The 26,250-nt window shown below is 69.3% G+C and carries 22 protein-coding genes; 4 read left to right on the top strand and 18 right to left on the bottom strand.

All coding sequences use genetic code 11. The features are described 5' to 3' along the window. Positions 1 to 17: 17 nt before the first annotated feature. From AB3M90_RS02015 to guaB, 16 genes are all read right to left on the bottom strand, one after another. Entirely contained in the window at positions 18 to 1,421 is a 1,404-nt protein-coding gene (locus tag AB3M90_RS02015) for a glycosyltransferase (protein WP_412949623.1), read from the bottom strand. Continuing rightward, entirely contained in the window at positions 1,412 to 2,998 is a 1,587-nt protein-coding gene (gene guaA / locus AB3M90_RS02010) for a glutamine-hydrolyzing GMP synthase (protein ID WP_412949621.1), read from the bottom strand. The genes AB3M90_RS02015 and guaA overlap by 10 nt, the downstream gene beginning before the upstream one ends. Next, positions 2,995 to 3,486, bottom strand: coding sequence for a DUF3817 domain-containing protein (locus tag AB3M90_RS02005; RefSeq protein WP_412949620.1), 492 nt, complete (start codon positions 3,484 to 3,486; stop codon positions 2,995 to 2,997). The genes guaA and AB3M90_RS02005 overlap by 4 nt, the downstream gene beginning before the upstream one ends. Before the next feature lie 132 nt (positions 3,487 to 3,618). Next, complete coding sequence (locus tag AB3M90_RS02000; RefSeq protein WP_412949619.1) at positions 3,619 to 8,253, bottom strand: ExeM/NucH family extracellular endonuclease; 4,635 nt, start codon at positions 8,251 to 8,253, stop codon at positions 3,619 to 3,621. Positions 8,254 to 8,523: 270 nt separating this feature from the next. After that, on the bottom strand, positions 8,524 to 9,282 hold the full coding sequence (locus AB3M90_RS01995) for an SURF1 family protein (protein ID WP_412951189.1): 759 nt from the start codon (positions 9,280 to 9,282) through the stop codon (positions 8,524 to 8,526). Between the two features lie 58 nt (positions 9,283 to 9,340). Continuing rightward, positions 9,341 to 10,456 (bottom strand): GuaB3 family IMP dehydrogenase-related protein, encoded by a 1,116-nt coding sequence (locus AB3M90_RS01990; RefSeq protein ID WP_412951187.1) that lies wholly within the window; start codon positions 10,454 to 10,456, stop codon positions 9,341 to 9,343. A gap of 42 nt (positions 10,457 to 10,498) precedes the next feature. Further along, on the bottom strand, positions 10,499 to 10,861 hold the full coding sequence (locus AB3M90_RS01985; RefSeq protein ID WP_412951186.1) for a type II toxin-antitoxin system VapC family toxin: 363 nt from the start codon (positions 10,859 to 10,861) through the stop codon (positions 10,499 to 10,501). A 130-nt stretch (positions 10,862 to 10,991) separates the two neighbouring features. Beyond that, a complete protein-coding gene (locus tag AB3M90_RS01980; RefSeq protein ID WP_412949618.1) occupies positions 10,992 to 12,779 on the bottom strand; it encodes a sensor histidine kinase in 1,788 nt (595 codons plus the stop codon). Then, the gene (locus AB3M90_RS01975; protein WP_412949617.1) at positions 12,776 to 13,123 is read right to left on the bottom strand and encodes a response regulator; all 348 of its coding nucleotides are present in this window, start codon (positions 13,121 to 13,123) and stop codon (positions 12,776 to 12,778) included. The genes AB3M90_RS01980 and AB3M90_RS01975 overlap by 4 nt, the downstream gene beginning before the upstream one ends. Continuing rightward, positions 13,120 to 13,263: a hypothetical protein gene (locus tag AB3M90_RS01970; RefSeq protein ID WP_412949616.1), complete on the bottom strand. Its 144-nt coding sequence runs from the start codon at positions 13,261 to 13,263 to the stop codon at positions 13,120 to 13,122. Before AB3M90_RS01970 ends, AB3M90_RS01975 begins: the two co-directional genes overlap by 4 nt. Then, entirely contained in the window at positions 13,260 to 14,747 is a 1,488-nt protein-coding gene (locus tag AB3M90_RS01965) for a glycosyltransferase family 2 protein (RefSeq protein WP_412949615.1), read from the bottom strand. Before AB3M90_RS01965 ends, AB3M90_RS01970 begins: the two co-directional genes overlap by 4 nt. Then, on the bottom strand, positions 14,747 to 15,460 hold the full coding sequence (locus tag AB3M90_RS01960; RefSeq protein ID WP_412949614.1) for a PHP domain-containing protein: 714 nt from the start codon (positions 15,458 to 15,460) through the stop codon (positions 14,747 to 14,749). The genes AB3M90_RS01965 and AB3M90_RS01960 overlap by 1 nt, the downstream gene beginning before the upstream one ends. Next, positions 15,457 to 16,446, bottom strand: coding sequence for an ATP-grasp domain-containing protein (locus AB3M90_RS01955; protein ID WP_412949613.1), 990 nt, complete (start codon positions 16,444 to 16,446; stop codon positions 15,457 to 15,459). The genes AB3M90_RS01960 and AB3M90_RS01955 overlap by 4 nt, the downstream gene beginning before the upstream one ends. Then, the gene (locus tag AB3M90_RS01950) at positions 16,446 to 17,486 is read right to left on the bottom strand and encodes a response regulator (RefSeq protein WP_412949612.1); all 1,041 of its coding nucleotides are present in this window, start codon (positions 17,484 to 17,486) and stop codon (positions 16,446 to 16,448) included. Before AB3M90_RS01950 ends, AB3M90_RS01955 begins: the two co-directional genes overlap by 1 nt. Positions 17,487 to 17,649: 163 nt before the next feature. Next, entirely contained in the window at positions 17,650 to 17,967 is a 318-nt protein-coding gene (locus AB3M90_RS01945) for a DUF2277 domain-containing protein (RefSeq protein ID WP_412949611.1), read from the bottom strand. A 55-nt stretch (positions 17,968 to 18,022) separates the two neighbouring features. Next, positions 18,023 to 19,525: an IMP dehydrogenase gene (guaB, locus tag AB3M90_RS01940; RefSeq protein WP_412949610.1), complete on the bottom strand. Its 1,503-nt coding sequence runs from the start codon at positions 19,523 to 19,525 to the stop codon at positions 18,023 to 18,025. 244 nt (positions 19,526 to 19,769) lie between these two features. On the opposite strand from guaB, the gene AB3M90_RS01935 reads away from it, so the two are divergent. From AB3M90_RS01935 to AB3M90_RS01920, 4 genes are read left to right on the top strand one after another with little or no spacing between them, the layout of a single operon-like run. Beyond that, complete coding sequence (locus AB3M90_RS01935) at positions 19,770 to 21,119, top strand: branched-chain amino acid ABC transporter permease (RefSeq protein WP_412949609.1); 1,350 nt, start codon at positions 19,770 to 19,772, stop codon at positions 21,117 to 21,119. 2 nt (positions 21,120 to 21,121) lie between these two features. Further along, positions 21,122 to 22,099, top strand: a complete 978-nt coding sequence (locus tag AB3M90_RS01930; protein ID WP_412949608.1) for a branched-chain amino acid ABC transporter permease — start codon at positions 21,122 to 21,124, stop codon at positions 22,097 to 22,099. Then, positions 22,089 to 23,084, top strand: a complete 996-nt coding sequence (locus AB3M90_RS01925; RefSeq protein WP_412949607.1) for an ABC transporter ATP-binding protein — start codon at positions 22,089 to 22,091, stop codon at positions 23,082 to 23,084. Before AB3M90_RS01930 ends, AB3M90_RS01925 begins: the two co-directional genes overlap by 11 nt. Further along, positions 23,081 to 23,851: an ABC transporter ATP-binding protein gene (locus AB3M90_RS01920; RefSeq protein WP_412949606.1), complete on the top strand. Its 771-nt coding sequence runs from the start codon at positions 23,081 to 23,083 to the stop codon at positions 23,849 to 23,851. Before AB3M90_RS01925 ends, AB3M90_RS01920 begins: the two co-directional genes overlap by 4 nt. 61 nt (positions 23,852 to 23,912) lie before the next feature. Here AB3M90_RS01920 and AB3M90_RS01915 read toward each other — a convergent pair whose 3' ends face one another. Continuing rightward, complete coding sequence (locus AB3M90_RS01915; RefSeq protein ID WP_412949604.1) at positions 23,913 to 25,184, bottom strand: ABC transporter substrate-binding protein; 1,272 nt, start codon at positions 25,182 to 25,184, stop codon at positions 23,913 to 23,915. A gap of 101 nt (positions 25,185 to 25,285) precedes the next feature. Continuing rightward, positions 25,286 to 26,215: an EamA family transporter RarD gene (rarD, locus tag AB3M90_RS01910; protein ID WP_412949603.1), complete on the bottom strand. Its 930-nt coding sequence runs from the start codon at positions 26,213 to 26,215 to the stop codon at positions 25,286 to 25,288. Between the last annotated feature and the right edge of the window lie 35 nt (positions 26,216 to 26,250).

The following is a 26,250-nucleotide window of genomic DNA, read 5'->3' as shown; positions in this document are numbered from 1 at the left end:
TTCCGGACGCCGATCCGTCAGCGGCGCGACGGATGCGAGACGACGGCACCGAGCACCGACGTCAGTGCGTCGAGCGACCGCTCAGGGCTCCAGGCCGCTGCGACGGTCGGGGCTTCGGCGCTCAGACGCGCGCGCAGGTCGTGGTCGCGGAGTACGCGCCCGATCGCGGCGCCGAGAGCGTCGACGTCGCCATCGGGAACGAGCACTCCCCCACCGCCGGCGAGGACGTCGCGGATGCCGTAGCGCACGTCGTACGCCACGACCGGCGCGCCGTGCAGCAGAGCCTCGACGACCCCCAGCGGCTGGCCCTCGAACGCGGTGGAGGTGACGACGACCGAGGCGCGGTCGAGCACCCGGCCGGGATCGTCGGTGTGACCGGCGAGCACCACCCGCTCACCGGCGTCGAGCTCGTCGATCAGGGCGTGCAGGCGGTCCGCCTCGGGCCCTCCGCCCCAGATCTCGAGTCGGCTTCCCGCGACGTCTGCGGCCAGAAAGGCCCGGATCGCCTGGTCGACGCGCTTGCCCGGAGCGAGACGGCCGAGAACGACGACGAGTCCGGACTCGCGCAGGTCGTCGTGGTGCTCGACCGGTGCGATGGGGTTCGGCACGACGGCGTGCGCAGCCGAGGAGCCGAAGCGCGCCACCACGTCGTCGCGCTGCGTCGCGGTCGGCCACACGACGGCATCGAAGCGGTCGGCCAGCGCGAGCCAGCGCGTCCACAGCGCGTTCATCGGCGCGTCGACGGTGTACGGCGCCTCGAGATGGATCGTGTGAACGGTGTGGACGATGCGGACGCGCGGATCGGACCAGTCCGCGACGAGTTCGCCCAGCTGACGCGACTCGCAGATGACCACGATCGTCCGGTCGCCGAGCGAAGCCGTCACGTGTTCGAGCCAGGCGCGGTAGAGGCCGCGGAAGCCGCGAACGGCTCCTGCGACAGCGCCGACGGCGTCGTACACGAGCACGGGCGCCGTCGAGAGGTGCCAGTCGGGATTCGCCGGGATCACCGGGAGAGCGGCGAACGGGCGGCCTTCGGCGTCTTCGAGCACGCGGTACTCGACGCCGGGATCGGGCGCGGCTCCGGCATCCGCCGCCGCACGCAGCCAGGTCGCCGATCCGCCACCGGGCGCCTGCGCCTCGTCGAAGAGATTGCGCAGACGCGCGGGCTCGATCAGCGCGCCCTGCTCGGCAAAGAGCCGACGATGCTCGTCGTGCGCGGCCGTCGTCGCGGGATCGAAGGTGAGCAGTTGCGGCCCTCGACCGCCGTCGACGCCCGCCGAGGCGAGCTGCCGTGCCCGAGCGAGCGTGGCGATCGTGTACCCGCCGTCGAGTCCGGGGATCAACCGGCTCGACAGGACGAGGTACTCGGCGTCGAGAAGCCGCGGCGCCGTCTCCGAGGGCGCGGAACCCCCTACTCCCACTCGATCGTCCCCGGCGGCTTGGACGTGACGTCGAGCACCACACGGTTGACGTCGCGCACGCCGTTGGTGATGCGGTTCGAGATCTTCGACAGCACGTCGTACGGCAGTCGGGTCCAGTCGGCGGTCATCGCGTCTTCGCTCGAGACGGGACGCAGCACGATCGGGTGACCGTAGGTGCGGCCGTCGCCCTGCACGCCCACCGAGCGCACGTCGGCGAGGAGGACGACGGGACACTGCCAGATCTCCTGGTCGAGGCCCGCCTTCGTCAGCTCCTCGCGGGCGATCGCGTCGGCCTCACGCAGAATCTCGAGACGGTCAGCGGTGACCTCGCCGATGATCCGGATGCCGAGACCGGGCCCCGGAAAGGGCTGGCGTCCGACGATGGCCTCGGGGATGCCGAGCTCACGGCCGATCGCACGGACCTCGTCTTTGAAGAGGGCGCGCAGCGGCTCGATGAGCTCGAAGTCGAGATCGTCGGGCAGACCGCCCACGTTGTGGTGCGACTTGATGTTCGCGGTGCCCGCACCCCCGCCCGACTCGACGACGTCGGGGTAGAGCGTGCCCTGCACGAGGAACCTCACCGGGGCGCCGCCGTCTGCCTTCGCCTCTTCGACGAGATCGAGCTGCACCTTCTCGAACGCCCGGATGAACTCGCGGCCGATGATCTTGCGCTTCTCCTCGGGGTCTGTAACGCCCTTCAGATGACCGAGGAAGATGTCGGCCGCATCGACCGTGATCAGGCGCACGCCGGTCGATTCGACGTAGTCCTTCTCGACCTGCTCCCGCTCCCCCTTGCGCAGCAGGCCGTGGTCGACGAAGACCGCGGTGAGCTGGTCGCCGATCGCCTTGTGCACCAGCGCGGTCGACACGGCGGAGTCGACGCCGCCCGAGAGCGCGGAGATGACTCGCGCGTCGCCGACCTGCTCGCGGATGCGCTCGACCTGCTCGGCGATCACGTTGTCGCTGTTCCAGTCGGAGGCGAGACCCGCGCCCCGGTGCAGGAAGTTCTCCAGCACGCGCTGCCCGTGGTCGGAGTGCTTCACCTCGGGGTGCCACTGCACGCCGTAGAAGCCCCGCTTCTCGTCCGCGAAGGCGGCGACCTTCGTGGCCTCTGTCGTCGCGAGCACCTCGAACCCCTCGGGCGCCCTCGACACCTGATCGCCGTGACTCATCCACACGTTCTGGGCGGCGGGCTGACCCGCCAGCAGGGTGCCGCCGTCGCCGCTGATGACAGCATCCGTCGCCCCGTACTCGCGCAGGCCGGTGTGGGCGACCTCGCCGCCGAGGGTCTGTGCCATGTACTGGAAGCCGTAGCAGATGCCGAGGGTGGGCACGCCGAGGTCGAACACGTCGGGGTCGAGGCGCGGAGCCCCCTCCTCGTAGACCGAGGACGGCCCTCCGGAGAGGATGATCGCGACCGGGTTCTTCGCCGCGATCTCCTCGGCCGTGGCGGTGTGCGGCACGATCTCGCTGTACACCCCGGCCTCGCGCACGCGGCGCGCGATCAGCTGGGCGTACTGAGCGCCGAAGTCGACGACGAGCGCCGGACGCTGCTGGGTCTCGGACTGTTCGGTCAACGGACACCTTCCGTGGCATTGTCCGGGCGGCTCGTCGAGCTCGACGAAGCGTCGGCGGCCTCCCGGGTGGCGAGATACGACGTCACGTCGCGGGCGACGATCGTCTCCATGATGAAGGACAGCAGCGGGATGACACCGCCCAGGGCGAGCAGGATGAACCGCACGAACGGCCAGCGCATCAGGCTCCACATGCGGAAGCACGCGAACAGGTAGACGACGTAGAACCACCCGTGCGCGACGAGGATGAAGAGGGACAGGTTGAACCCGTCGCCCGTCGACTCGAGACCCTCCGGCCCTTCGACGACCGGAGCGAACCACAGCGGACCGCCGGAGCCGCCGGTGAAGAGCTCGAGGTGGATCGGCGTGTACTTCAGCACCATCTCGGCGACCAGCAGGAGCAGCATGACTCCGGTGATGATCGACGCGATCTGGTAGAACTTCAGCGCACCGCGGATCGCCGGAAATCTGGCGACTTTCGGTTCGGGCATGGAGCCAGTCTAGTCGGCGGGCGAGCACGCGGAATCGGTTGCCGAGGGCGGGACCGGTCACGGTGACTTGACCAGACGGAGGCCGCCGGGGTCTCCCCCGACGGCCTCCGTCCTGTCATCCCTCCGGTGGGGTCACCACCAGCCGGTGAGGAGATCCCACAGCCAGTCGAGGATCGTGCCGATGATGCCGCCGGAGCGGGTGACCGTGACGGTCGCCGTGGCCTCGTCTCCGTCGGCCTGCGACACCGCCACCGTATAGGTGCCGGGCTGCGTGCTCTTCGGAACGGTGACCTTGGCGCGGAACGATCCGTCGTCGGCGACCTGGGCGGTCCCGACCTGGATCGCCTGCCCCTTCTTCGGACGCAGCTCGACCGTCACGGTCTCTCCGGGCTGGTATCCCTCACCGGTGATCGTGAGCTTCTTGCCCGCCGCCACCTTCGACGACTCCGGCTCGATCGAGCCGGCGAACTCCTCCGGCTGGTCATCGGCGATGGTGAACGGCACCTGCACGGTCGTTCCCGTCCCCGCCACCGCGACGGTGAGCTGCTGCTCGCCGACGACGCCGGACGGCACCGTGAACTCGAGCGTCGCACGACCGACCTCGTCGGTCGTGTCGACGACGGTCGGATCGATCGTCCCCGTCGCGAGCGACGTGGATCCGAGCGACAGCGACACCGCGCCGGGAGCCGGCTCGCCGGCGCTGAACGCGAGCGACGAGAGCGAGAGCGTGACACGGTCGCCCGCGCTGTAGCCGTCGGCATCCGCCGCGCTCATCGTGACGCCGATCGCCCGCTGGGCGTAGTCGGGCTCGGCCACCTTCTCGGCGTCGAACCAGTCGACCATCGACTGGAGGTCGATCTTGCCGGTGTCGCGCTTGTCCGCTCCCTCCCGGAAGGAGACGAAGTTGTCGCCACCCGCCGCCAGGAACGAGTTGGCCGCGACCGTGTAGCCGGCGGACGGATCGATCGGCGTGCCGTTGAGCGTCATCGACGTGATGCGCGAACCCTGGGCGGCGGCCGGGTCGTAGGTGTACACGAGCCCTTCCGAGACGCCGAGCTTCAGGAACGGCCGGGCCGCACCGGCCGGCTGCCACTGCTCTTCGAGCACCTCATTGAGCTGCGCACCGGTGAGCGTGAGGGTGACCAGCGTGTTCGCGAACGGCTGCACGGTGGCCGCCTCGCGGTACGTGATGTTGCCGTCGGGGTCGCCGGGGCCGGTGCCGGCATACGTGAGATTCGCCCGCAGCCCGCCGGGGTTCATCAGCGCGATGTCCGCACCGGTCGACCACTTCTGCACGTCGGCCACGAAGTTGCCGAGCGTCGACTCGCCGCCGCGGTTCTCCGTCTTGCCGTCGCTCTGGCGAGCGCGATTGAAGTCGGCGGTGATGTCGCCGACCTTGACCGCCCCGAGAACGTCGGCCTGCGCCTTGGCCTCATCCACGATCGCCTGAACCTCGGGCACCGGCGTGTAGGCCGGCTTGCCGTCGACGACGAGGGGCTTGATCTCGTTGGTGATCGAGATCAGCTCCTTGGTGGTGCGATCGACCCGAATGCTCATCAGACCGAGGTTCTCGCCGTACTGGCCGGCCGAGACGACCGGACGACCGTCGATCACGTGGTTGTACGCGAGGTGGGTGTGCGCGGACACGATCGCGTCCACATCATCGTCGACACCGTAGACGACCTCGCCGAGCGGGGTGTCTTCGGTGATCGCCGAGAGCTCCACGCTCTCGGCGCCCTCGTGCACGAGGAGGATCACGACGTCGGCCTCGCCGTTCGACGTGTCGCCGTCGCGCAGGTCGTCGGCGACCGCGTTCACGGAGTCGACGATGCTGCGGACCTCGAGCCCGGCGATGCCTTCCGGCGAGACGAGGGAGTCGAGGTCTTCCGTGACGGCTCCGACGAACCCGACGCGCACGCCGTCGAGTTCCTTGACCCAGGCCGGGGCGAGCGCGGGCTCTCCCGTCTCGGTGACGAACACGTTCGACGCGATGTACTCCCAGTCGGCGCGCTCCTGCACGCGGTCGCGCAGGTCGGCCCAGCCCTGGTCGAACTCGTGGTTCCCCGCCGAGCTGACGTCGAGACCGGCCGCGTTGAGAGCGTCGATGGTCGGGTTGTCGTCGTTGATGAACGAGGTGAAGGTCGATGCGCCGATGAGGTCACCGGCTCCCGCGAAGATGGTGTTCGGGTTGTCCTCCCGGAACTTCTTCACCGCCCCGGCGACGACCGCCGCGCCGGCGGCGGCGCCGTCGGCCTCGATGCGACCGTGGAAGTCGTTGATCGTCACCACGTCGATGTCGACCGGCGGGATCTCCGCGGAGACGCCCACGATGATCGGATCGTGATCGCTCGACCGGAACGGCGTGCCCTCCTCGGTCGCGCCGAACGCGTAGCCGCGATCGCTCCACTCGGGCGAGTTGATGCCCCAGACGCCCGCGCCGGTGATCGACGACACCAGCGACGGCGATGCGGTGACGTGGTCGAGGGAGCCGAGCTCGCCGTCGAAGGAGTAGGTGTACTGCCCGGCCGCCTCGTCGGCGACCAGGTCGCTCCACCCCGCCGAGGTGAACACGTCGATCGGGTCTTCCTTGCCGTAGGCGTTGAAGTCGCCGATCAGCAGCATGTCGCTGCTGCCGGTGCTCTCTTCGAGCTCTGCGGTGAAGGCGAGGATCGACTTCGCCTGGGCGACGCGGTCGGCGTTGAAGAAGCCCTGGCCGTCGGCCGGCTCCGCGCCGGCGCCCTCGGGCGGCGACTTGGACTTGAGGTGATTGGCGACCACGGTGACGATGCGGCCGTCGATGTCGAACGCCTGGGCGATGGGCTCGCGCGCGTTGCCCCAGACCGACTCGTCGGTGACGGTGGCGCTGTCGCCGACCGCGGTGACGGCATCCCTCTTGTAGATGATGGCGTTCGTGATGTAGTCGGTCGTGCTCGCGTCGCCCAGGGCGTCGGGCGTCGGCACGTAGTCCCACACCTCGCTGCCGGCGTCGGCGTTGAGACCGTCGACCAGATCGCGCAGGGCCGAGTCGACCGGCTCGCCCAGCTTGACCGAGTTCTCGATCTCCATGAGCGACACGATCTCGGCGTCGAGGCCGTTGATCGCCGCGACGATCTTCGACTTCTGCACGGCGAACTGCGCCGCGTTCGCGGCGCCCCGCGCGTCGGGGTTCTCGGACTTCAGGGTCGTGAAGTAGTTGTAGACGTTGAACGACGCCACCTGCACGTCGCCGCCCACCTGAGGCGGTGCGTCGGTACGCGGGTTCGTCGGCGAGAAGCCCACGGCGAGCTCGGCCGGCGACGCGTCGTCGATCGGGACGATCGGCTGCAGACGCCAGTCGTCGAAGCCCCACTGCAGGACGTAGCCGTTGTCGCCGAAGTCGACGGTGTCGCCGTTGCGCACGACCTCGTCTTCGGTGAAGTAGGGCTGCTCGCCGGGATGACCGCTGTTGGTGACCTGGATCGACCAGCCGTCGTCGAGCAGGATGCGGTTCGCGCGGTTCGCCGCGGCGATCGCCGTCGCGTCGGCGCCGGGACGCGTGGTCTCGGTGCTCTTGACGTTCAGCTCTGCGCCGGCGTTCAGCCACAGCGTGCCGTAGTTGTAGAGCTGGTGACTCGAGGCGAGCCGGTACGTGCCGGTCGGAGCGACGTACATGTTCTCGTACTGCTCGCGGTCGGCGCCCCGCACCGTGTCGGGCAGCGGCGTGACGGCCGGCACACCCGCGCCGGCGGCGAGGACCTCGACGTCGGTCAGCACGCGCGGTGCCAGCTGGGTCTGACCGTAGTATTCGCTCACCGCGCCGGTCACCGACACGAGGTCGCCGATGGCGAGCGTCGGGGCCAGGGCGTCGAGGAAGACGAAGACGCCGTCGGATGCTCCGGGCGTGGCGTCTGCGGCGCCCCCGGAGCCCGCGGTCTGGATGACGACGCCCTTGTAGCCGCCGCTGCGGTAGTCCGCGGTGACGACGCCCTCGACCTCGACGGTCCGTCCGCTCAGGGGCGAGACATCGGTCGTGCCCTGGACCTCGGCGATCGACACCTTCGCGGGCTCCGTACCGGGGTCGGTGCCCGGATCGGTCCCAGGGTCGGTGCCCGGGTCGGTCCCGGGGTCGGCGCCTCGCGTGTTCTGCGGCGTGATCGTCGCCGAGAGCGAGAAGTCGGCGCTGTTGTCGTCGGTGTCGACGCCGTCGGTGCGGTTCAGCGACTTCACGTCGGTGTTGCCCGCGGGCGGCGTGGCCGCCGCGGTCTCGAACGTGTTCGACGTGCCGTAGCCGAGCACGTCGACGACGCCCTCGGCACCCGCGACGGACCCCGGGGTCAGGGTCACCGCAGCGGTGCCCTCGACGAGGGCGATGGTGCCGTTCGTGCCGCTCGGGGTGAGGGTGGTGACCGCGTCGGGCGTCGGGAGCGCCGCCCCGTTCGCACCGTTGCTGTTGCCCTGCACCAGGTAGTGACCGCCGGCCGGGATGACGCCGCTGAGGGGCGCCACGCCGTTGGAGGCGCCGGTGCCCGTGGCCGAGCGGTACTGCAGCGACATGCCGTCGAGGGTCACCGGGGCCGAGGTGGGGTTGTATAGCTCGACGAACTTGTTCGAGAACGCGGCTCCGGCACTGCCTCCGGAGAGATAGGCCTCGTTGATCACCACCCCCGTTCCCGTCGGATCGGCGATCGCAGGGGGCACGGCGATCGAGCCGAAGCCCATCGCCGCCGCACAGGTCACGGCGAGAGCGCCGATGCGCCCCCGGTTTCTACGGTGTGAGACGAGAGCCATCCGGTTCTCGTTCTCGGGAGCGGACATCATCGGTGCTGTCTCCTCGGTCGGTGTCGCGACATCTCTCATGAATCTGTCACTGCGCGTACCTGGTTCTCCCAGCCCGCACACATGGAGCGAGCATACGTAGCGCCTCCGACATCCTCAACGGAGTTTCCCGATTCGTCACCGAGCGCTCACCGGACGGCCGAAACGACCCCTGACGAAGGTGCCTAGTGAGCGCACTGTCTGCGCAGATGCGCGAGCCAACCCGCTCAGATGCGCAGGCGATCACACGCTCGCGGTGCCCCGAGCCTCCTCGAACTCCTCGACCTCGCGCTCCCACGCGTCTTTCGCGAGCCGGTACCAGAGGTAGAACGCGAACCCGGCGAAGATCGCCCACTCGATCGCGTAGAACACGTTGAGCCAGTTCACCGGTGACTGCTCCTCCGGCGCGGGCGACGCGATGTCGACCAGTCCTCCGGTCGCCGTCGTCGCGGCGAGGTAGGGGCGGTAGACGTCGAGCCCGTCGACGTCGTGCCACCGGCTGAGCAGCATCGCCGTCGACATGCGGTCCATGCGGTCCGGCTCGTCGCGAGGAGGGACGGCAGGACCCTCGTCCGAGATGATGCGTCCGGCGACCTCGACCACCTCGCCGTCGGCCGCGGCGTCGAGTCGGGCGGCCGCGGCATCCGCCGTCTCGCGGTCCGGGGCCCATCCGACCGCGACGGCGATGGAGGTGCTCTCGGCGACACGCAGCTGACCGGTCACCCAGAAGCCCTCGGCGTCGTCGTTGAATCGACTCGACACGACGAGGAAGTCTCCGGGCACCCAGGCACCCGAGGTCTCGACGCGCTGTCCGACCAACGGCTCCGGCAGGTACTCCCCGGGTGCGACGACCTCGTCGAGCGGGCGCACCTGCTCGGTGGCACCCGGAGGGGGCGGGTCGGTCTCGATGGCCCTCTCCAGCTGCCACTGCCCGAGCCACGCGAACACCCCGGCGACCACGAGGCAGAGCAGCAGCATCCCGATCCAGCGCCCGCGGAGCATGACCTCGCGGAGGGTGGGCGGGAACAGCGCAGGAGAGGTCACGGTGACGCGCGAAGCCTCACGCCTCGTACGGAGCGAGCACGACCTCGACGCGCTGGAACTCCTTCAGGTCGGAGTAGCCGGTGGTCGCCATCGATTTGCGCAGGGCGCCGATGAGGTTCGCGGTGCCGTCGGCGACGGGCGCCGGGCCGTAGAGGATCTCTTCGAGTGTGCCGATGCCGCCGACCTCGACACGGCGGCCGCGCGGCAGCTTCGCGTGGTGCGCTTCGGGACCCCAGTGGAAGCCCCGACCGGGGGCATCGGTGGCGCGGGCGAGGGCGACGCCGAGCATGACGGCATCCGCGCCCATGGCCAGCGCCTTGACGATGTCGCCCGACGTGCCGACCCCGCCGTCGGCGATGACGTGGACGTAGCGACCCCCCGACTCGTCGAGGTAGTCGCGGCGTGCGGCCGCCACATCGGACACCGCCGTGGCCATGGGCGCGTGGATGCCCAGCGTGGCGCGCGTGGTGGAGGCCGCGCCCCCGCCGAAGCCCACGAGGACGCCCGCCGCGCCCGTGCGCATGAGGTGCAGGGCCGCGGTGTAGGTGGCGGCGCCGCCGACGATCACCGGGACGTCGAGGTCGTAGATGAACTTCTTGAGGTTCAGCGGCTCGGCGACGCTCGACACGTGCTCGGCGGAGACGGTGGTGCCGCGGATGACGAAGAGGTCGACTCCGGCCGCCGCGACCGTGTCGTAGTGCTCCTGCGTGCGCTGCGGGGTCAGCGAACCGGCCACGGTGACGCCGGCGTCACGGATCTCGGCGAGGCGACGGGTGATGAGCTCCGGCTTGATCGGCTCGGCGTACAGCTCCTGCATGCGCACCGTCGCGTGGCTGTCGTCGAGGCCCGCGATCTCGGCGAGCAGCGGCTCGACGTTCTCGTAACGCGTCCAGAGGCCTTCGAGGTCGAGGACGCCGAGTCCGCCGAGCTGACCGAGCATGATCGCCGTCTGCGGGCTCACGACCGAGTCCATCGGCGCGCCGAGGACGGGGATGTCGAAGCCGAACGCGTCGATCGTCCATGCGGTCGAGACGTCTTCCGGATTGCGGGTGCGCCGGGACGGCACCACCGCGATGTCGTCGAACGTGTACGCGCGGCGCGCGCGCTTTCCTCGGCCGAGCTCGATCTCCATGGTCACCCGACCAGCCTACCGGCGTGCGGCCGGACCGAGATGTCACGACCGGAGCTGCACGATCCGATCGGACTCGCCCCACGCCCGGTCGGCCGTCAGCACAGCGGCGTCGAGACGCTGTGCGAGGGCGAGGCACAGCCGATCTCCCAGCGAGAGCCCGCTGCCTCGCCTCCCGAGCGCGGCGGCGGAATCCGCATCGGCGCGCGTCACCGGTTCTATGACCAGGTCGTAGCTGAGGAGGAGGCCGGATGCCACTCCCCAGTCCGCTCCGGAGGCTCTCACCTTCTGCGCGACCTCCGACCAGTTCGCCGCACCGACGATGGCACCGTCCAACAGCTCTTCGACGCGGTCGGCGCCGGGCCCGCCCTGCAGGAAGGCCAGCAGCGCGGAGGCGTCGAGAACCATCACGCGGCCGACGCGTCCTCCGCGGCGGCGGCTGCTCGACGCTCCGCGAGGAGCGCAGTCAGAGCATCCGTTCCGTCGAGCTACGGTGGGCGGGACGCCGCGTCGAGCGACGCCTCGCACGGCCGCATCCTCAGTCGGCGCGACCCACGATCGGCACCGCCTCGGTCATCAACGGGCGGGGCAGGACGAACCGGAACTCCGTGCCCACTCCCTCCTCGCTGCTGACGTCCATCGCGCCGCCGTGCGCGAGGACGATGGCACGCGTGATGGTGAGCCCGAGGCCGACACCGGGCACCGCGTTGCGCGTCGCCGTCGACGCGCGGAAGAACCGGGTGAACAGCATCCCCTGCTCGTCCGCCGGGATGCCGACGCCGGTGTCGCGAACGCAGAACTCGACGCCGCCGTCGACCGCTCCGACCCGGGCGGTGACCCGCCCGCCGCGCGGCGTGAACTTGATCGCGTTCGACAGCAGGTTGTCGAGCGCCTGGCCGATGCGCCCCGGATCGAGCAGCAGCGGGGGCAGCCCCGGTTCGACGTCTGCCTCGAGGGCGATGCCCTCGCGCTGGGCGTGCGGGATGGCGGACGCCACGGCCGACTCCACCAGCGCTCCGAGGTCGGTCTCGGCCCGCTCGAGGGGGATCCGGCCCGACTCGACCTGAGCGGTGAACAACAGGTCGCCGACGAGGTTGAGCAGCCGCTTCGCGTTGCGCTCGATGATGCCGACGAACTCCTGCTGATCGTCGGTGAGCGGCTGACCGGGGTCGTTCTGCAACAGGTCGAGGAACCCGATGATCGAGCTCAACGGCGTGCGGAGCTCGTGCGAGATCATGCCGACGAACTCGTCCTTCATCCGCGCGACCTCGACCGCCTTGGTCTCATCGGTGACGACGAAGAGGTAGCCCTGCTGCTGCCCCTCGCCGTCTTTGTACGGGCTCACGGTCACCCGCGCGGGCACGGACGTGCCGCTCGCGGTCGTGATCTCGAGGTCGCCCTCGACGGTCTGCTCGGCCGCGCGCAGGAACAGCGCCTGCAGCCCGCGGGGAAGATCGTCGGGGCACTCCGAGAGACCCAGATCGGGATCCTCCTCGGCGAGCATCGACAGGACCTTCGTCGAGAAGAACCGGTCGATGCGCACCCCGTCGAGCGCATCCTCGACCGAGAGTCCGAGCAGCCGCACCGCTCCGGGGTTCCACTGGGTGATCGTACCCACGCGGTCGGTCGCGATCACCGCCTGCGCGGTGATCGAGCTCCATAGGCTCTGGAAGGAGCCGACCAGCTGGCGGTACTGCTGCTCCTTCTCGCGGAGCTGCACGATCATCGCCACGTTCTCCGAGAGCGCCTTCGTGCGCTCCCCGACCAGCTCCTGGGCCTGATCGACCCGCAGCCGCTGCTGCCGCGAGAGCTCGTTGATCACCGCGGCCACGGCGGCGTAGACGAAGGGCACGATCACGCCGCGCAGCCAGTCGACCGAGCTCTTCGGCGGATCGGCGATGTACGGCATGAGGAGCACCAGCGAGGTGAGACCGGCGACGACGAAGACGTATCGGATGCCGGGCGCTGCAGCGATCCACACCACGGGCAGCAGGATCAGCACGGCGAAGAGGGAGGAGGACCCGCCCGTGCCGGCGCGGAACAGTCCCAGCCCGACGATGTCGATCATCGGCACCAGGAGGGCGACCCAGCCCTCGTGCACCCCGCGCACGGTCAGCACCGTCGCGTGGACGGTCGCCAGCAGCACGAGCCCCGCGCCGATGAGCGCGGGGACGAGATGCGAGAAGGGCAGACTCGGCACCAGCCAGGTCAGGAGCACGGCGACCGCGAGCGCGATGGCCGTCGGAGCCTGCTTCACCAGCGGGCTCGGGTCGTCGAACACCTGATACCACCGGTTCTCGGCCCGGCCGAGCGGCGTCGACCTCATCGGCGCACCTGCTCGATGATGGCGTGCACGTGGGCACCGGTGAACGGCTTGGGCAGCGCGGCATCCGCCGACGGGTAGTCCGTGGCGTCGAGCACCGAGCTGATGACGAGGAAGCAGTCCGGAAAGCGCTCCTGCACCCGGCGAGCGCATTCCCGCCCCGTGATGCCGGGCAGGTGGAGATCGATCACCGCGACGACGGGATCGATGTCGCCGAAGGCGGCGATGGCCGACTCCGCGTCGACGGCGACGAACACGTCGAGACCCTCGCGGTCGAGGTAGCGCCGCAGCAGAGCCACCTGATCGGCGGCGTCCTCGACGATGAGGGCGAGAGGTCGTCCGCTCATCGGAGGAACAGCTCTCGCACGACGACGATCACGATCACGACCACGAGCGCGAGCAGTCCCTGAGGGATCAGATTCCGCTCCCGGCGCGCGTCGGCGGAGATCTCGTCCACCTCGCCCTGGTGCGACAGCGATTCGGTCATGCGTCGACCCGTCCGATCTTCTCGGTCTTGATCCATGCGGCGTCGGCGCGACGCCACTCCTTGATGTACGAGTCCACGGTGATCGCGCACAGCAGCGAGCCGTAGCCGCAGATGTACAGCAGCAGTCCCGCCAGGAAGCGTCCGCCCGGGAGCGGCTCCACCACGCGGGCGAGCCAGATGCCGAGCATCGAGATCGGTCCCCAGAGGAAGAAGACCAGCGCCCAGGCGAAGCGCGACCCGTCGGTGAGCGGAGCCCCGAGGGCGGCCAGCGCGTCTTCGAAGAGCCACGGGAAGAGGGCGATGGCCATGAGGATGAGTGCTCCCAGCCCGGGGAACATGATCGCCTCGCGCCACGACTGCCGGCCGATCCGCGGATCGAGCTGGACGGAGTACACCATCGAGAAGACGTAGATGCAGGCGGCCGCGATCCACATGAAGCGGAAGAGGACGTCGGCGATGCCGCTGTGCAGCAGCAGGAGCGTGACCATCGCCGCGGCGGCCAGGAGCATGAGAGCCGGCATGAGCAGGATCGTGAACCACGCCAGTCCGAACGGGATGCTGCCCAGGTTGTGCGTGCGACTCGGGCGGAACCACAGCTTCCGGTAGATCGAGGTCAGCTGCACGTTGCCCCGCGCCCACCGCAGGCGCTGCTTCCAGAGGCTGTCGATCGTGCGCGGCTCCTCCGCCAGCACCACCGCGTGCGGCTCGAACACCATCCGGCGGCCCTTGAGCTGACCCTCGAACGTGGTCATGGTGTCTTCGGCGAGGGTGCCGGTGGGGATGCGCCCCCCGATGGCCTCGAGGTTCGCCCGGGAGTGCAGCTGGGCGCCGCCGGCCAGGCACGCGATCGCCCCGCCCACGTTCTGCGTGCGTCGCGCCGACAGCTGGCCGATGACGTACTCGATCGCGATGAACCGGGTGAGATAGTTGCGGTCGCGGCTGCCTTCGGCGATGTAGGCGGTGACCGCGCCGACCCGGTCGTCGGCGAGGTGCCGGGTGAGCTTGCGCAGCGAGTCTCTCGCGAAGATCACGTCGGCGTCCATGATGAGCACCGCTTCGGCCCACGGGTCGGCGAGGATCACGTCGAGGCCGTGGTTCAGCGTGTGGGCCTTGCCCTCGCCGCCCTTCTCGCGGCGAAGATGCACGACGCGACCGGGGTAGGCCTCGGCCTTCGCCGTCACGATCGCCGGGGTGTCGTCGGTGGAGGCGTCGTCGACCACGAAGATGCGCAGCCGATCGGACGGGTACTCGAGCTGGAGGAGGCGCTCGATGGCCGGTCCGATGACGAGACCCTCGTTCCAGGCGGGGATCACGACGGCGACGTTCGGATGGTACGGCGCGGCCCGGGGGTAGTGGTTGCGGAAGGCGTGCAGCGGCAGCATGAGGAACTGCAGGCCCGTGTTGGTGACCGGGAGGGTCCCCACGAACACGCAGAGCAGCAGGACGATGACGACGAGGGTCTCGAGCCAGGTGAGGTCGACCATCAGGACTCGCTCCCGGCGTCGAGGAGAGTCACGACCCGCGAATAGCGTCCGACGTCGGTCGCCACGTGACTGTCGGTGGAAGCCACGATCTCCGCCCCCGCTGCGCGCAGCGCGGCCAGCGAACGGATGCCGGGACATGCCCACTTCTCGTTGACCTCGACCAGCGTGTGCGTCTCGGCGGCCGCGCGTGCCCAGGCCTGGATGCGCTCGTCACCGAGGTCGTTCTCGGAGAGGCCGATCTTCGGCAGGATCGAGAAGCAGTGGGCGAGCTGGTTCCCGGGGTGTGTCCGCATCGAGGCGATCAGGGAGTCGACGAGCTGGTCGAGGACGTCGTCGGCTCCCCATCCCGCCGCGATGCGCTCACGCACGGCCGTGGGACCGAGGGGACCGTCGACGCCGGGGAACTGGTGGTCGGCGATGAGGATGCGGTCGATGCCGGGAGGAAGCGCGGGGATGTCGAGCGCGCCCGAGGCGTCGAGGATCTTCGCCTCGACGCCGGTGAGCACCGTCAGCCCCTCGGGCACGGAGAGCTTGGAGACGGCGGCGAGGTACTCGGGCACCCAGGTCGTGCTCTGTCTCACGTGGTCCACGAGGCGCAGCGTGCTCAGGCCCGCCTCCGCGGCGGCGGCCACGTTCTCGGCGAGAGTCGACACGGCGTCATCCGAGAAGGTCGAGTGGACGTGGTGATCCCCTCGCAGGGCGGAACGAGTCACAGCTCCTCCTGGTGACCGGCGTGATCCGACACCAGCACGTCGTCGATCTCCACGATCACGTCTTCGAGGAACCGCACCGATGCCACCTCGCGGAACGGCACCCGGGCTGGGAGCTCGCGTCCCAGGAACAGATCGGCGACGAGCGACGGGATGTCGACGCCCGCCGCGATCGTCAGCGGCAGGGCACCCGGGAAACGCGGGTTGACCTCGAGCAGCACGGCGCGCCCGGCACGGTCGCGGCGCAGCTGCACGTTCGCCACGCCGACGAGTCCGATCGCCCGGGCGATGGCGGCCGCGGCATCCTCCAGCTCCGGGTCCGCGACCGTCCGGCCGGCGATCGCCACGCCGGAGTCGACCCGTGCGCGCGTGCGCGGCACGGCGGCGACGATGTCGCCCTGCGCGTCGGCGATGACGTCGACGGAGTACTCCTCCCCCGGGAGGAAGTCCTGCACGATGAGCCCCTCATCGGTCGGCAGCGCGTCGAGGGCTGCGCGATCGGCGACGAGCCGCACGCCGCGGCTTCCGGCGCCCTGACGCGGCTTCGCGAAGACGGGGAACTCCCAGTCGACGGCCTGCGCCGCCGGGCCGGCGGCGACCGTGCGCGGCGTGAGACCGGTCGGCGCGCATCGCTCGGCGAGCGCGAGCTTGTCGAGGGCGGTGTTCAGCGTGTCGGCGGACGGCGCCGCCAGCACGGCCGGCGCGATCTCCTCGCGACGCTCGGCGAGCGCGATGAGCTCGACGTCGACGGTCGAGATGACCAGATCGAGGGCGTCCGCGGCGACCATGCGGGCGATGGCCGGGACGAAGTCGGCGTCGCGACCCGGAGGGACGAGACGTCGCCGGACAGGGGGAACGAGATAGATCCCGCTGGCCCAGCCGTCCATGTCGGCGGCGAAGACCTCGAGGTCGGCCCGGCGCAGGAGCGAGCGGATGACCGCCACGCCGGCCGGACCGCCGGCACCGGTCACGAGGACGCGCTTCGTCATCAGTTCTCCCTCCTGCTGAGCTCGTGGGCGCCGACGAACTCGGCCGTCTCGCGCACCACCTCCAGCGGCTCGACCGCCTTGCCGCCTCCGAACCGGGACCAGTAGCGCGCGGTGGCCGTGACGAAGTCGGGCTCGAGATAGTCGCGGCTGGCGGTCTGCGTCTGGAAGCGCTCGAGCAGTCGCAGCTTCTGATCGAGGTACTGGTCGATCCGCACGAAGCGTGTGGGCCGGAAGTCGATCGTCGCGGACGGACTCTGGTAGCACGCGACCGTGCCCACACGACGGGTGGCGACGACCGTCGCCTCGCTGACGGCCCGGTGGTCCTGATGCCGGTCGTGCGGGGAATGCGTGTAGACGATCGTCGGCTGGATCTCCTGCACGACCTCCTCGATCAACCGCACCGTGGCTCCGCCGCCGGAGATCTCGGTGTCGACGAGGTCCTTGAGGAAGAGCCGCGCGCCGAGCATCTCGGCCGACGCGAGCGACTCCTGCTGCCGGCTGTCGGCGTCGCCGCCGCGGGCGCCCCGCGACAGGGTGAGGATCGTGATCGCATCACCGGCGTTCGCGTGAGCGGCGAGCAGTCCGCCGACCCCGATCTCGACGTCATCGGGATGTGCGCCGATCGCGAGCACGACCTCCTTCGCTCGCGCGTCCCGTCGGCGGCGGCCCTCGTCGATCAGACGGGTGACGGCCTCCACGAGCCGGACGTTGTCGAGCGGCTTGGTGAGGAACTCATCGGCCTGCGCCCTCAGCGCGGACACCGCGTAGTCGACCGACACGTGGGCCGTCATGACGATCACCGGCACGTCGGGCACGGTGCGCCGCACCTCCGCCAGCAGTTCGAGACCGCTCAGTCCCGGCATCTCGATGTCGGTGACGACGAGATCCGGGCGGACAGCCGTCATGCGCTCGACTGCCGACGCTCCGTCCTCGGCGAGTTCGACGATGCAGCCGGCGCGGCGTTCGAGAACGGTCTTGACCAGCAGGGCCACGTCCGGGTCGTCGTCGACCACGAGGACGCGAGGGGTTTCCTCAACCATGTGCGGCTCTCCTTGGGGAAATTCCCTGCCGAAGGATCGGCGTCGCGGTCTCGGTGCCCTACCACTGAGTCCGCGGGGAAAGTCGAGCAGTGTATGACGATTCTGGCATAGCCGATCCGCGCAGGCGCGCAAGACCGCGCGCCTGAGTCCTCCGGCCGGAACGTCACGACGCGGCTCGGGCCGCCCGCTTCTTCTCCTGCTGGTAGACGCGGATCGCCTCGTAGCGCTCCGCCGAACGGGCCTGCCGTTTGGCGGCCTCCGCCTGACGGTTCTTCCGGGGCGCCGAGGTGACCAGATCGTCGAGGAGGCGACGCGTGGCCTCGGCGATCTCATCGACCGCGCGATCGAACACCGCCTGGTTCGCCCGCGACGGGGCGTTCGTCCCCGAGATCTTGCGCACGAACTGCAGCGCGGCGTCGTGGCACTCCTCGTCGGTCGCTGCGGGCTCGAGGTTGTTCAGAGGAACGATGTTGCGGCACATACCGTCACGCTACGCCCGGCCGGCGACGCCGGGAAGAGGCCGACCGCGTCGGCTGCTACCTCTTGTAGTTCGGCGCCTCGACGACGATCTGCACATCGTGCGGGTGCGACTCCTTGAGCCCGGCCGAGGTGATGCGCACGAACTTGCCGCGCTGCTTGAGCTCCTCGATCGTGCGGGCCCCCACGTAGAACATCGACTGTCGGAGCCCGCCGACCAGCTGGTATGCGACGGCGGACAGCGGGCCGCGATACGGCACCTGGCCCTCGATCCCCTCGGGGATCAGCTTGTCGTCGCTGGGCACATCCGCCTGGAAGTAGCGGTCCTTCGAGTACGACGTCTGCTTGCCGCGGGTCTGCATGGCGCCCAGCGAACCCATGCCGCGGTACTGCTTGAACTGCTTGCCCGACTGGAAGACGATCTCGCCCGGCGACTCGTCGGTGCCCGCGAGCAGCGACCCGAGCATGACGGCGTCGGCACCGGCGACGAGCGCCTTGGCGATGTCGCCCGAGTACTGCAGCCCGCCGTCGGCGATCACCGGCACACCGGCCGGGCGCGCCGCGAGCGAGGCCTCGTATACGGCGGTGACCTGCGGCACGCCGACGCCGGCGACGACGCGGGTGGTGCAGATCGAACCCGGTCCGACACCGACCTTCACCGCGTCCACACCCGCGTCGATCAGCGCCTGAGCGCCTTCGCGCGTCGCGACGTTGCCGCCGATGATGTCGATGTGCGCGAACGACTCGTCCGCCTTCAGACGCTGCACCAGATCGATGACGCCCTGCGACTGCCCGTTCGCCGTGTCGACGACGAGCACGTCGACGCCTGCGTCGCGGAGCGCCTCGGCGCGCTCCCAGGCGTCGCCGAAGAATCCGATCGCCGCGCCGACGCGCAGACGGCCCTGGTCATCCTTGGTGGCGAGCGGATACTTCTCGCTCTTGTCGAAGTCCTTGATGGTGATGAGGCCGGCGAGCTTGCCCTCCTCGTCGATGAGAGGGAGCTTCTCGACGCGGTGCTTGGCGAACAGCGCGATGACCTCGCCGGCCGCGACGCCCACGGGAGCGGTGACGAGGTTCTCGCTCGTCATGACGTCTTTCACGAACGTGGTCTGCCGCTCGAAGCCCGAGACGAAGCGCATGTCGCGGTTCGTGATGATACCGACCAGCCTGCCCGCGTCGTCGACGACCGGGAGGCCCGAGATGCGGTACCTCGCGCAGAGCGCGTCGACCTCTTCGACCGTGGCATCCGCCGTCGTCGTGATGGGATCGGTGATCATTCCCGACTCGCTGCGCTTGACGCGGTCGACGTGCGCCGCCTGGTCGGCGATGGACAGATTGCGGTGGAGGATGCCGATACCGCCCTCGCGCGCGATCGCGATGGCCATGCGCGACTCGGTGACCGTGTCCATCGCGCTCGACAGCAGCGGCGTGGCGACCGAGATGCGGCGCGTGATGCGCGACGAGGTGTCGGCCTCGCTCGGGATCACGTCGGTATGCCCCGGGAGGAGCAGCACGTCGTCGTACGTCAGTCCGACGAAGCCGAAGGGATCGTGCTGGTCCATGGAAGCTCCTCCTTGCGCGAGTCGCGCGGATCCGAGTGCGAATGGGTGGTCGACGCCGGCCGGTGCGGGTGAACCCGTATAGAGGATTCTAAGCGAGACGAACCCGAGAACATTCCCGACGGCGGCCCCGCATGCCGCGCGGTCCGTGTAGGAGAATCGCGGATCGCACACTACGCTCAAATGCGTCGTCCATCCGCGCGGTTCACACCCGATGCCGCAGCGGAGCACTCACAGTGGAGGTTGCGTGGGACCCACAACACTCGCCGTGCAGAGGAGGCGCCCCTGGGCGGTCACCCTCCTCGGTATCCTCATGGCGCTGACCGCGTTCCTGTTCCTGCCCCCGGCCTCGGCGTCCGCCGAGACGACGGACGACGGGCAGGAGGTCACCGACTTCTACTTCGCGGGCGTCATCACCTTCGACGACGAGCCCGTCGAGGGTGTCGTGATGGAGATCGAGGGCAACGGCTTCAAGGGCGAGACCGAGACCGACGCCGAGGGCAAGTGGCGGCTCTACGTGCCGGAGAAGGAGAAGTACACCCTCACGGTCGATGAGGACACGCTGCCGGACGGCGTCATCGTCGACGCCGGCCAGCTGCCCCCCGGGACGCAGCCGATCTCGGGCACCACCGCCTCGTTCGAGGTCGAGTTCGGTCTCACCGGCACCAAGATCATGAACCTGTTCCTCGGCGAGGGGCAGCGGATGACGGTGTCGTTCATCGACCAACTCCTCTCCCGGCTCGTGGGAGGGCTGAACTTCGGCCTCCTCCTCGCGCTCGCCTCGATGGGCGCGGCCCTGATCTACGGCACGACCCGCCTGTCGAACTTCGCGCACGCCGAGATGGTGACGTGGGGCGGACTGGTCGCCCTGGTGACGACCAGCTTCTGGCACCTGCCCCTGTGGCTCGGGATCATCGCGGCGGTCATCGGCGGCGGTCTGTTCGGCTGGGCGTTGGATGCCGGGCTGTGGCGACCTCTGCGGCGACGCGGTCTCGGAGTGGTGCAGCTGATGATCGTCAGCATCGGACTCTCGCTCGCGCTGCGCTACCTCTTCCAGTACTTCATCGGCGGTGGCACGCGCCAGCTGCCCGGCGCGAGCCCGACCCCGATCCAGTTCGGCCCCGTCTCCCTCTCGTACATCGACATGATCGCGATGGGCGTGAGCATCGTGGTCATCCTCGGCGTCGCCTACTTCCTCACGCGCACGCGCATCGGCAAGGCGACGCGCGCCATCTCCGACAACCCGCAGCTGGCCGCGGCATCCGGAATCGATGTCGACCGGGTCGTGCGCTACGTCTGGATCCTCTCCGGCACGCTGGCCGCGATCTCGGGCATCATGTGGGCCTACTTCCGACCGGGCGTCAAGTGGGACATGGGCATGCAGATGCTGCTGCTCATCTTCGCCGCCATCACCCTCGGCGGTCTGGGCACGGCGTTCGGCGCGCTCGTCGGCTCCCTCATCGTCGGCATCGCGGTCGAGGTCTCCACGCTGTGGATCCCCTCCGACCTCAAGTACGCGAGCGCTCTCGTCGTGCTCATCGTGATCCTCCTCGTGCGACCGCAGGGTCTGCTCGGACGCAGGGAAAGGCTGGGCTGACCATGGACTTCGGAAGCATCTTCTCGAACACCGCCGCGTACCTCTTCAGCCCGGTCACCCTCGCCTACGCGCTGGCCGCGACCGGACTCGCCGTGCACTTCGGCTATGCGGGACTGCTCAACTTCGGCATGGCCGCGTTCATGGCGATCGGCGGCTACGGCTACGCCATCTCGGTCCTGAGCTTCGGCCTGCCCTGGTTCGTCGGCATGCTGATCGGGCTCGTGGGCGGCGCGCTCTTCGCCGTGCTCCTCGGCATCCCGACCCTGCGCCTGCGCGCCGACTACCTCGCCATCGCGACCATCGCTGCCGGCGAGATCGTGCGCCTGCTGTTCACCACGCAGGTGTTCGACGAGTACACCAACTCGGCCGACGGGCTGGCGCAGTTCAACGGCGGGTTCCGCGACGCGAACCCCTTCCCCACCGGCACCTACGGTTTCGGTCCGTGGACCTACAGCGCCAACGATCTGTGGAACCGCGTCTTCGGCCTGATCGTGCTCGCCGTCGCCGTGCTGCTCGTCTGGGCCCTGATGCGCAGTCCGTGGGGGCGGGTGCTGAAGGGCATCCGGGAAGACGAAGACGCCGTCCGCTCACTCGGCAAGAACGTCTTCGCCTACAAGATGCAGGCGCTCGTCGTCGGTGGGGTGATCGGCGCGGCCGGAGGCATCGTTTTCGTCCTCCCCTCAGCCGTCGTGCCCGGCAGCTACTCGACCTCGCTGACCTTCTTCCTGTGGACGATCCTGCTCCTGGGCGGTGCGGCGACCGTGTTCGGTCCGACGCTCGGCGCGGTGCTCTTCTGGGTGGTGTTCGCCTTCATGGCCAACCTGCTGCCGGCGATGGCGCGGACGGGCATCCTGCCGATGTCCGACAGCCAGGCATCGACGCTCGTGTTCATCTTCGTCGGCATCGCTCTGATGCTGCTCGTGATCTTCCGCCCGCAGGGCATCCTCGGAGACAAGAGGGAGATGACCTTTGTCAAGTGAACCCACCCCCACGGGCAGCATCCGCCGTCCCAAGACCACCGGCCTGACACAGGGAGAGGTGAAGCCGGGCGTCGCCAAGGTCGACCCGATCCTCGTCGTGGACGGCGTGCAGCGGCGCTTCGGCGGCCTCACCGCCGTCGACGTCGATCACCTCGAGATCCCGCGCGGCGCGATCACCGCGCTGATCGGTCCGAACGGCGCCGGGAAGACCACGCTCTTCAACCTGCTGTGCGGCTTCGACAAACCCAACAGCGGCACGTGGTCGTTCGACGGCAAGAACCTCTCGGGAGTGCCGTCCTTCAAGGTCGCGCGCATGGGTCAGGTGCGCACGTTCCAGCTGACGAAGTCGCTGTCGCTGCTCACCGTGCTCGAGAACATGAAGCTCGGCGCGACGGGCCAGCGCGGGGAGGGTTTCTGGACGAGCCTGCTGCCGTTCGTCTGGCGCGCACAGGACACCGAGATCGAGGGGAAGGCGCGCGAGCTGCTGGCGCGGTTCAAGCTCGACGCCAAGGAGAAGGACTTCGCCGCCGCGCTCTCGGGCGGTCAGCGCAAGCTCCTCGAGATGGCGCGCGCGCTCATGAGCGATCCCACCCTGGTGATGCTCGACGAGCCGATGGCCGGCGTCAACCCCGCCCTCACGCAGTCGCTGCTCGACCACATCCTCGATCTGAAGGAGGAGGGCATGACCGTGCTCTTCGTCGAGCACGACATGCACATGGTGCGGCACATCGCCGACTGGGTGGTCGTCATGGCCGAAGGCCGCGTCGTCGCGGAAGGGCCGCCCGAGGAGGTCATGGAGGACCCGGCGGTCGTCGACGCGTATCTGGGCGCGCATCAGGACGTCGATCTGGGCGCGGTCACCGGGCGCATCCCGCTGGTCGAGGACGCCGCGGCCAGACGGCTGCGGGATCAGATCGAATCCGAGGCCGAGGCCGAGCTCGAGAGCACGGATCACGCCGACACCGATCGGAAGGACGACGCATGAGCGCGGACACCACAGCGGGAGCGGCCGGCGCAGCTGCCGACGACGTCGTCGTGCAGATGACCGACGTGCATGCCGGGTATCTTCCCGGCGTGAACATCCTCAACGGCGCGAACCTCGTGGCACGCCAGGGCGAGCTCATCGGCATCATCGGCCCGAACGGCGCCGGCAAGTCGACGCTGCTCAAGGCGATCTTCGGCATGGTGAACGTGCGCGGCGGCGACATCACCGTGAACGGCGAGAGCATCGTCGGCCTGAAGGCCGACAAGCTCGTCCAGCGGGGCGTGGCGTTCGTGCCCCAGACGAACAACGTGTTCCCGTCGCTCTCCATCGAGGAGAACCTGCAGATGGGGCTCTATCAGAACCCGAAGATCTATGCCGAGCGCCTCGAGTTCGTGACCGGCATCTTCGCCGAGCTCGGCAAGCGGCTCAAGCAGCGTGCCGGATCGCTCTCCGGCGGCGAGCGGCAGATGGTGGCGATGTCGCGAGCGCTCATGATGGACCCGTCGGTGCTGCTCCTCGACGAGCCGTCCGCCGGGCTCTCGCCCGTCCGTCAGGACGACGCGTTCATCCGCGTCTCCGATATCAACAAAGCCGGCGTGACCACGATCATGGTCGAGCAGAACGCCCGGCGCTGCCTGCAGATCTGCGACCGCGGCTACGTGCTCGATCAGGGGCGCGATGCCTACGAGGGCACCGGCCGCGACCTGCTCAACGACCCCAAGGTGATCGGCCTCTACCTCGGCACGCTCGGCACCGACGCCGCCTGACAGATCACGAGAAGAAGGCCCCGGATGCAGCATCCGGGGCCTTCTTCCTGTGATCCGACGATCAGTTGGTGCGGGAGATCAGGTTGTCGGCGCCGTACTCGTACGTGCCGATCGAGGCGCCCTGCGGGTCGCCGTTCTCGTCGAACGTGACCTCGCCGGAGTAGCCGTCGTAGTCGGCCGTGCCGCCGTCGTTGATGATCTTGGCGCAGTCGGCGAAGCTGGTGCACTTCTCACCGTCTCCGCTGCCGCCCGAGACCTCGGCCATCTTCGCCGCGATGTCGGCGCCCTCGGTGGAGCCGGCCGCGAGCGAGGCCAGTGCCACGAGCACGACGGCGTCGTACGCCTCGGCTGCGTAGGTGAAGTCGTTCACCTCGGGGTTGCCCTCACCGGTCCAGAACTCCTGGAGGCGGTCGGTGAAGTCGTCCTCGAGCGCCGGTCCCGGCTTCGTGCCCTTCGCGCCCTCGAGCGAGAAGGGGAAGTTGGTGTCGGGCGAGGAGCCGTAGTCAGACAGGTTGCCGTCGACCAGGTACCACTTGTCGGGCGAGATCCCGGCGTTCACCAGCAGCGGCGCGATGGTCTTGAACTGGTCGAACGAGACGATCGCGACGGCATCGGGGTTGGCGGCCTTGATGGTCTCGACCTGAGCGTCGAACTGACCGTCGCCGACGTTGTACGACGCATCCGCGACGACCTCGCCGCCGGCGCCCTCGAACGTCGCCTTGATGTTCTCGAAGAGACCGGTGCCGTAGGCGTCGTTCTGGTAGATGACGCCGAGCGTCTTGTGACCGTCCTCGGCGATCAGGTTGCCGAGCACCTCGCCCTGCAGCAGGTCGCTGGGAGCAGTGCGGAAGTACAGGCCGTTGTCGTCCCAGTCGGTGAAGTCGGGACCGGTGTTCGACGCCGAGATCTGCAGGATGCCGGCGCTGACGTTGCCGTCGAGGATCAGGCGGGAGACGCCCGAGGCCGCTGCACCGACGATGGCGGTGACGCCGGCGCCCTGCAGCTTGGTGATCGAGGTCTCGTAGGCCTTGGTGTCGGTGTCGCCCTCGTCCTCCGCGGTGAGGTCGATGGTGATGCCGGCGGCGGCGTCGTTGACCTCCTTGACGGCGAGGCCCACACCCGACTCCATGGGCGGGCCCAGGAACGACAGCGAACCGGTCTGCGGAAGCAGCGAGCCGAGCTTCAGCGTGAGGTCGGCGGCGGGCTTGTCGCCACCACCCGACGGCTCCTCGGAAGGCGTGCTGCTGCAGCCCGCGATGACGATGGCGGATGCGCTGATCAGCGCGATCCCTGCGAAGACCTTCGCTGTGCGCGAGCCCTTCAGTGAGTTCATGATGCTCCCTTGCGTAACTGAACGTGGATTATGACCACGCTCGGGTGCTCTAACACTAGAACGTGACGCGCGCGTGCAGGGGTCGCGAGTGTCTCGGTGCGTTAACGATCCGATACCGGGTTCCGCACTCGACGAGCCGCGAGCAGCAGGTCGGCGATGAACACCACGATCGCGACCCAGACGATGATGAATCCGGCCCAGCGCTCGGCAGGCATCGGCTCGCCGAGGACGGCGACGCCGAGGATGAACTGCATCACCGGCGTGACGAACTGGATCATGCCGATGACGGTCAAGTCCACCCGCCGGGTGCCCGCGGCGAAGAGGAGCAGCGGCACGGCGGTCACGACGCCGGCGAGCGACAGGACGACGGCATGCGCCGGCCCGTTCGTCCCGAACGTGATGCCGGCGGGGGTGAGCGCGACCAGGGCGAGCTGCAGGACCGCGATCGGGATGAGCCAGAAGGACTCCAGCGTCAATCCGCTGACGGCGTCGACCGCCGGGCCGATCTTCTTCTTGATCAGCCCGTAGACCCCGAAGGAGGCGGTCAGAGTCAGGGCGATCCACGGGAAGGCGCCGTAGGCCACGACGATCACGACGACCGCGATCGCCGCCACGCCGATCGCCACCCACTGCAGTCGGCGGATGCGCTCGCGCAGCACGAAGACGCCGAGCAGCACGGTGGTGATCGGGTTGATGAAGTAGCCGAGACTGGTCTCCACGACGTGCCCGGTCAGGGCGCCGATCACGAACACCTGCCAGTTGACGTAGATCAGGAGGCCGGCGAGGGCGGTCAGCACCAGCAGCCGCGGCTGTCGCACGATCGCGCCCAGCGCCCGCCACCCGCGGGTCGCCGCCAGCAGGATCACGCAGAAGACGAGCGACAGGATGACGCGCCAGGCGACGACCTCCCAGGGACTCGTCGGTGCGACCAGGAGGAAGTACAGCGGCAGCACGCCCCAGAGCAGGTAGGCGGCCGCGGCGTACGCGACGCCGGCGGTCCGAGTGGCACGGGTCGGCGTCTCGAGGGGCACCGCTCAACCCTATGCCGCGCAGCGCCGGACGGCGG

Source organism: Microbacterium martis (assembly GCF_047246685.1).
Classification (GTDB): domain Bacteria; phylum Actinomycetota; class Actinomycetes; order Actinomycetales; family Microbacteriaceae; genus Microbacterium.
This window is presented reverse-complemented; position numbering and strand designations above follow the sequence as displayed.

Coding starts and splice junctions, on each gene's coding strand:
- AB3M90_RS01985 (WP_412951186.1), bottom strand. CDS start 10,861: ATGGTTCTCGACGCCTCCGCGCTGCTGGCCTTCCTGCAGGGCGGGCCC.
- guaB (WP_412949610.1), bottom strand. CDS start 19,525: ATGGACCAGCACGATCCCTTCGGCTTCGTCGGACTGACGTACGACGAC.
- AB3M90_RS01975 (WP_412949617.1), bottom strand. CDS start 13,123: ATGAGCGGACGACCTCTCGCCCTCATCGTCGAGGACGCCGCCGATCAG.
- AB3M90_RS01920 (WP_412949606.1), top strand. CDS start 23,081: ATGAGCGCGGACACCACAGCGGGAGCGGCCGGCGCAGCTGCCGACGAC.
- AB3M90_RS01965 (WP_412949615.1), bottom strand. CDS start 14,747: ATGGTCGACCTCACCTGGCTCGAGACCCTCGTCGTCATCGTCCTGCTG.
- AB3M90_RS01915 (WP_412949604.1), bottom strand. CDS start 25,184: ATGAACTCACTGAAGGGCTCGCGCACAGCGAAGGTCTTCGCAGGGATC.
- AB3M90_RS01950 (WP_412949612.1), bottom strand. CDS start 17,486: ATGGTTGAGGAAACCCCTCGCGTCCTCGTGGTCGACGACGACCCGGAC.
- AB3M90_RS01980 (WP_412949618.1), bottom strand. CDS start 12,779: ATGAGGTCGACGCCGCTCGGCCGGGCCGAGAACCGGTGGTATCAGGTG.
- AB3M90_RS01930 (WP_412949608.1), top strand. CDS start 21,122: ATGGACTTCGGAAGCATCTTCTCGAACACCGCCGCGTACCTCTTCAGC.
- AB3M90_RS01990 (WP_412951187.1), bottom strand. CDS start 10,456: ATGGAGATCGAGCTCGGCCGAGGAAAGCGCGCGCGCCGCGCGTACACG.
- AB3M90_RS01955 (WP_412949613.1), bottom strand. CDS start 16,446: ATGACGAAGCGCGTCCTCGTGACCGGTGCCGGCGGTCCGGCCGGCGTG.
- AB3M90_RS02000 (WP_412949619.1), bottom strand. CDS start 8,253: ATGGCTCTCGTCTCACACCGTAGAAACCGGGGGCGCATCGGCGCTCTC.
- AB3M90_RS02005 (WP_412949620.1), bottom strand. CDS start 3,486: ATGCCCGAACCGAAAGTCGCCAGATTTCCGGCGATCCGCGGTGCGCTG.
- AB3M90_RS01995 (WP_412951189.1), bottom strand. CDS start 9,282: ATGCTCCGCGGGCGCTGGATCGGGATGCTGCTGCTCTGCCTCGTGGTC.
- AB3M90_RS01970 (WP_412949616.1), bottom strand. CDS start 13,263: ATGACCGAATCGCTGTCGCACCAGGGCGAGGTGGACGAGATCTCCGCC.
- AB3M90_RS01945 (WP_412949611.1), bottom strand. CDS start 17,967: ATGTGCCGCAACATCGTTCCTCTGAACAACCTCGAGCCCGCAGCGACC.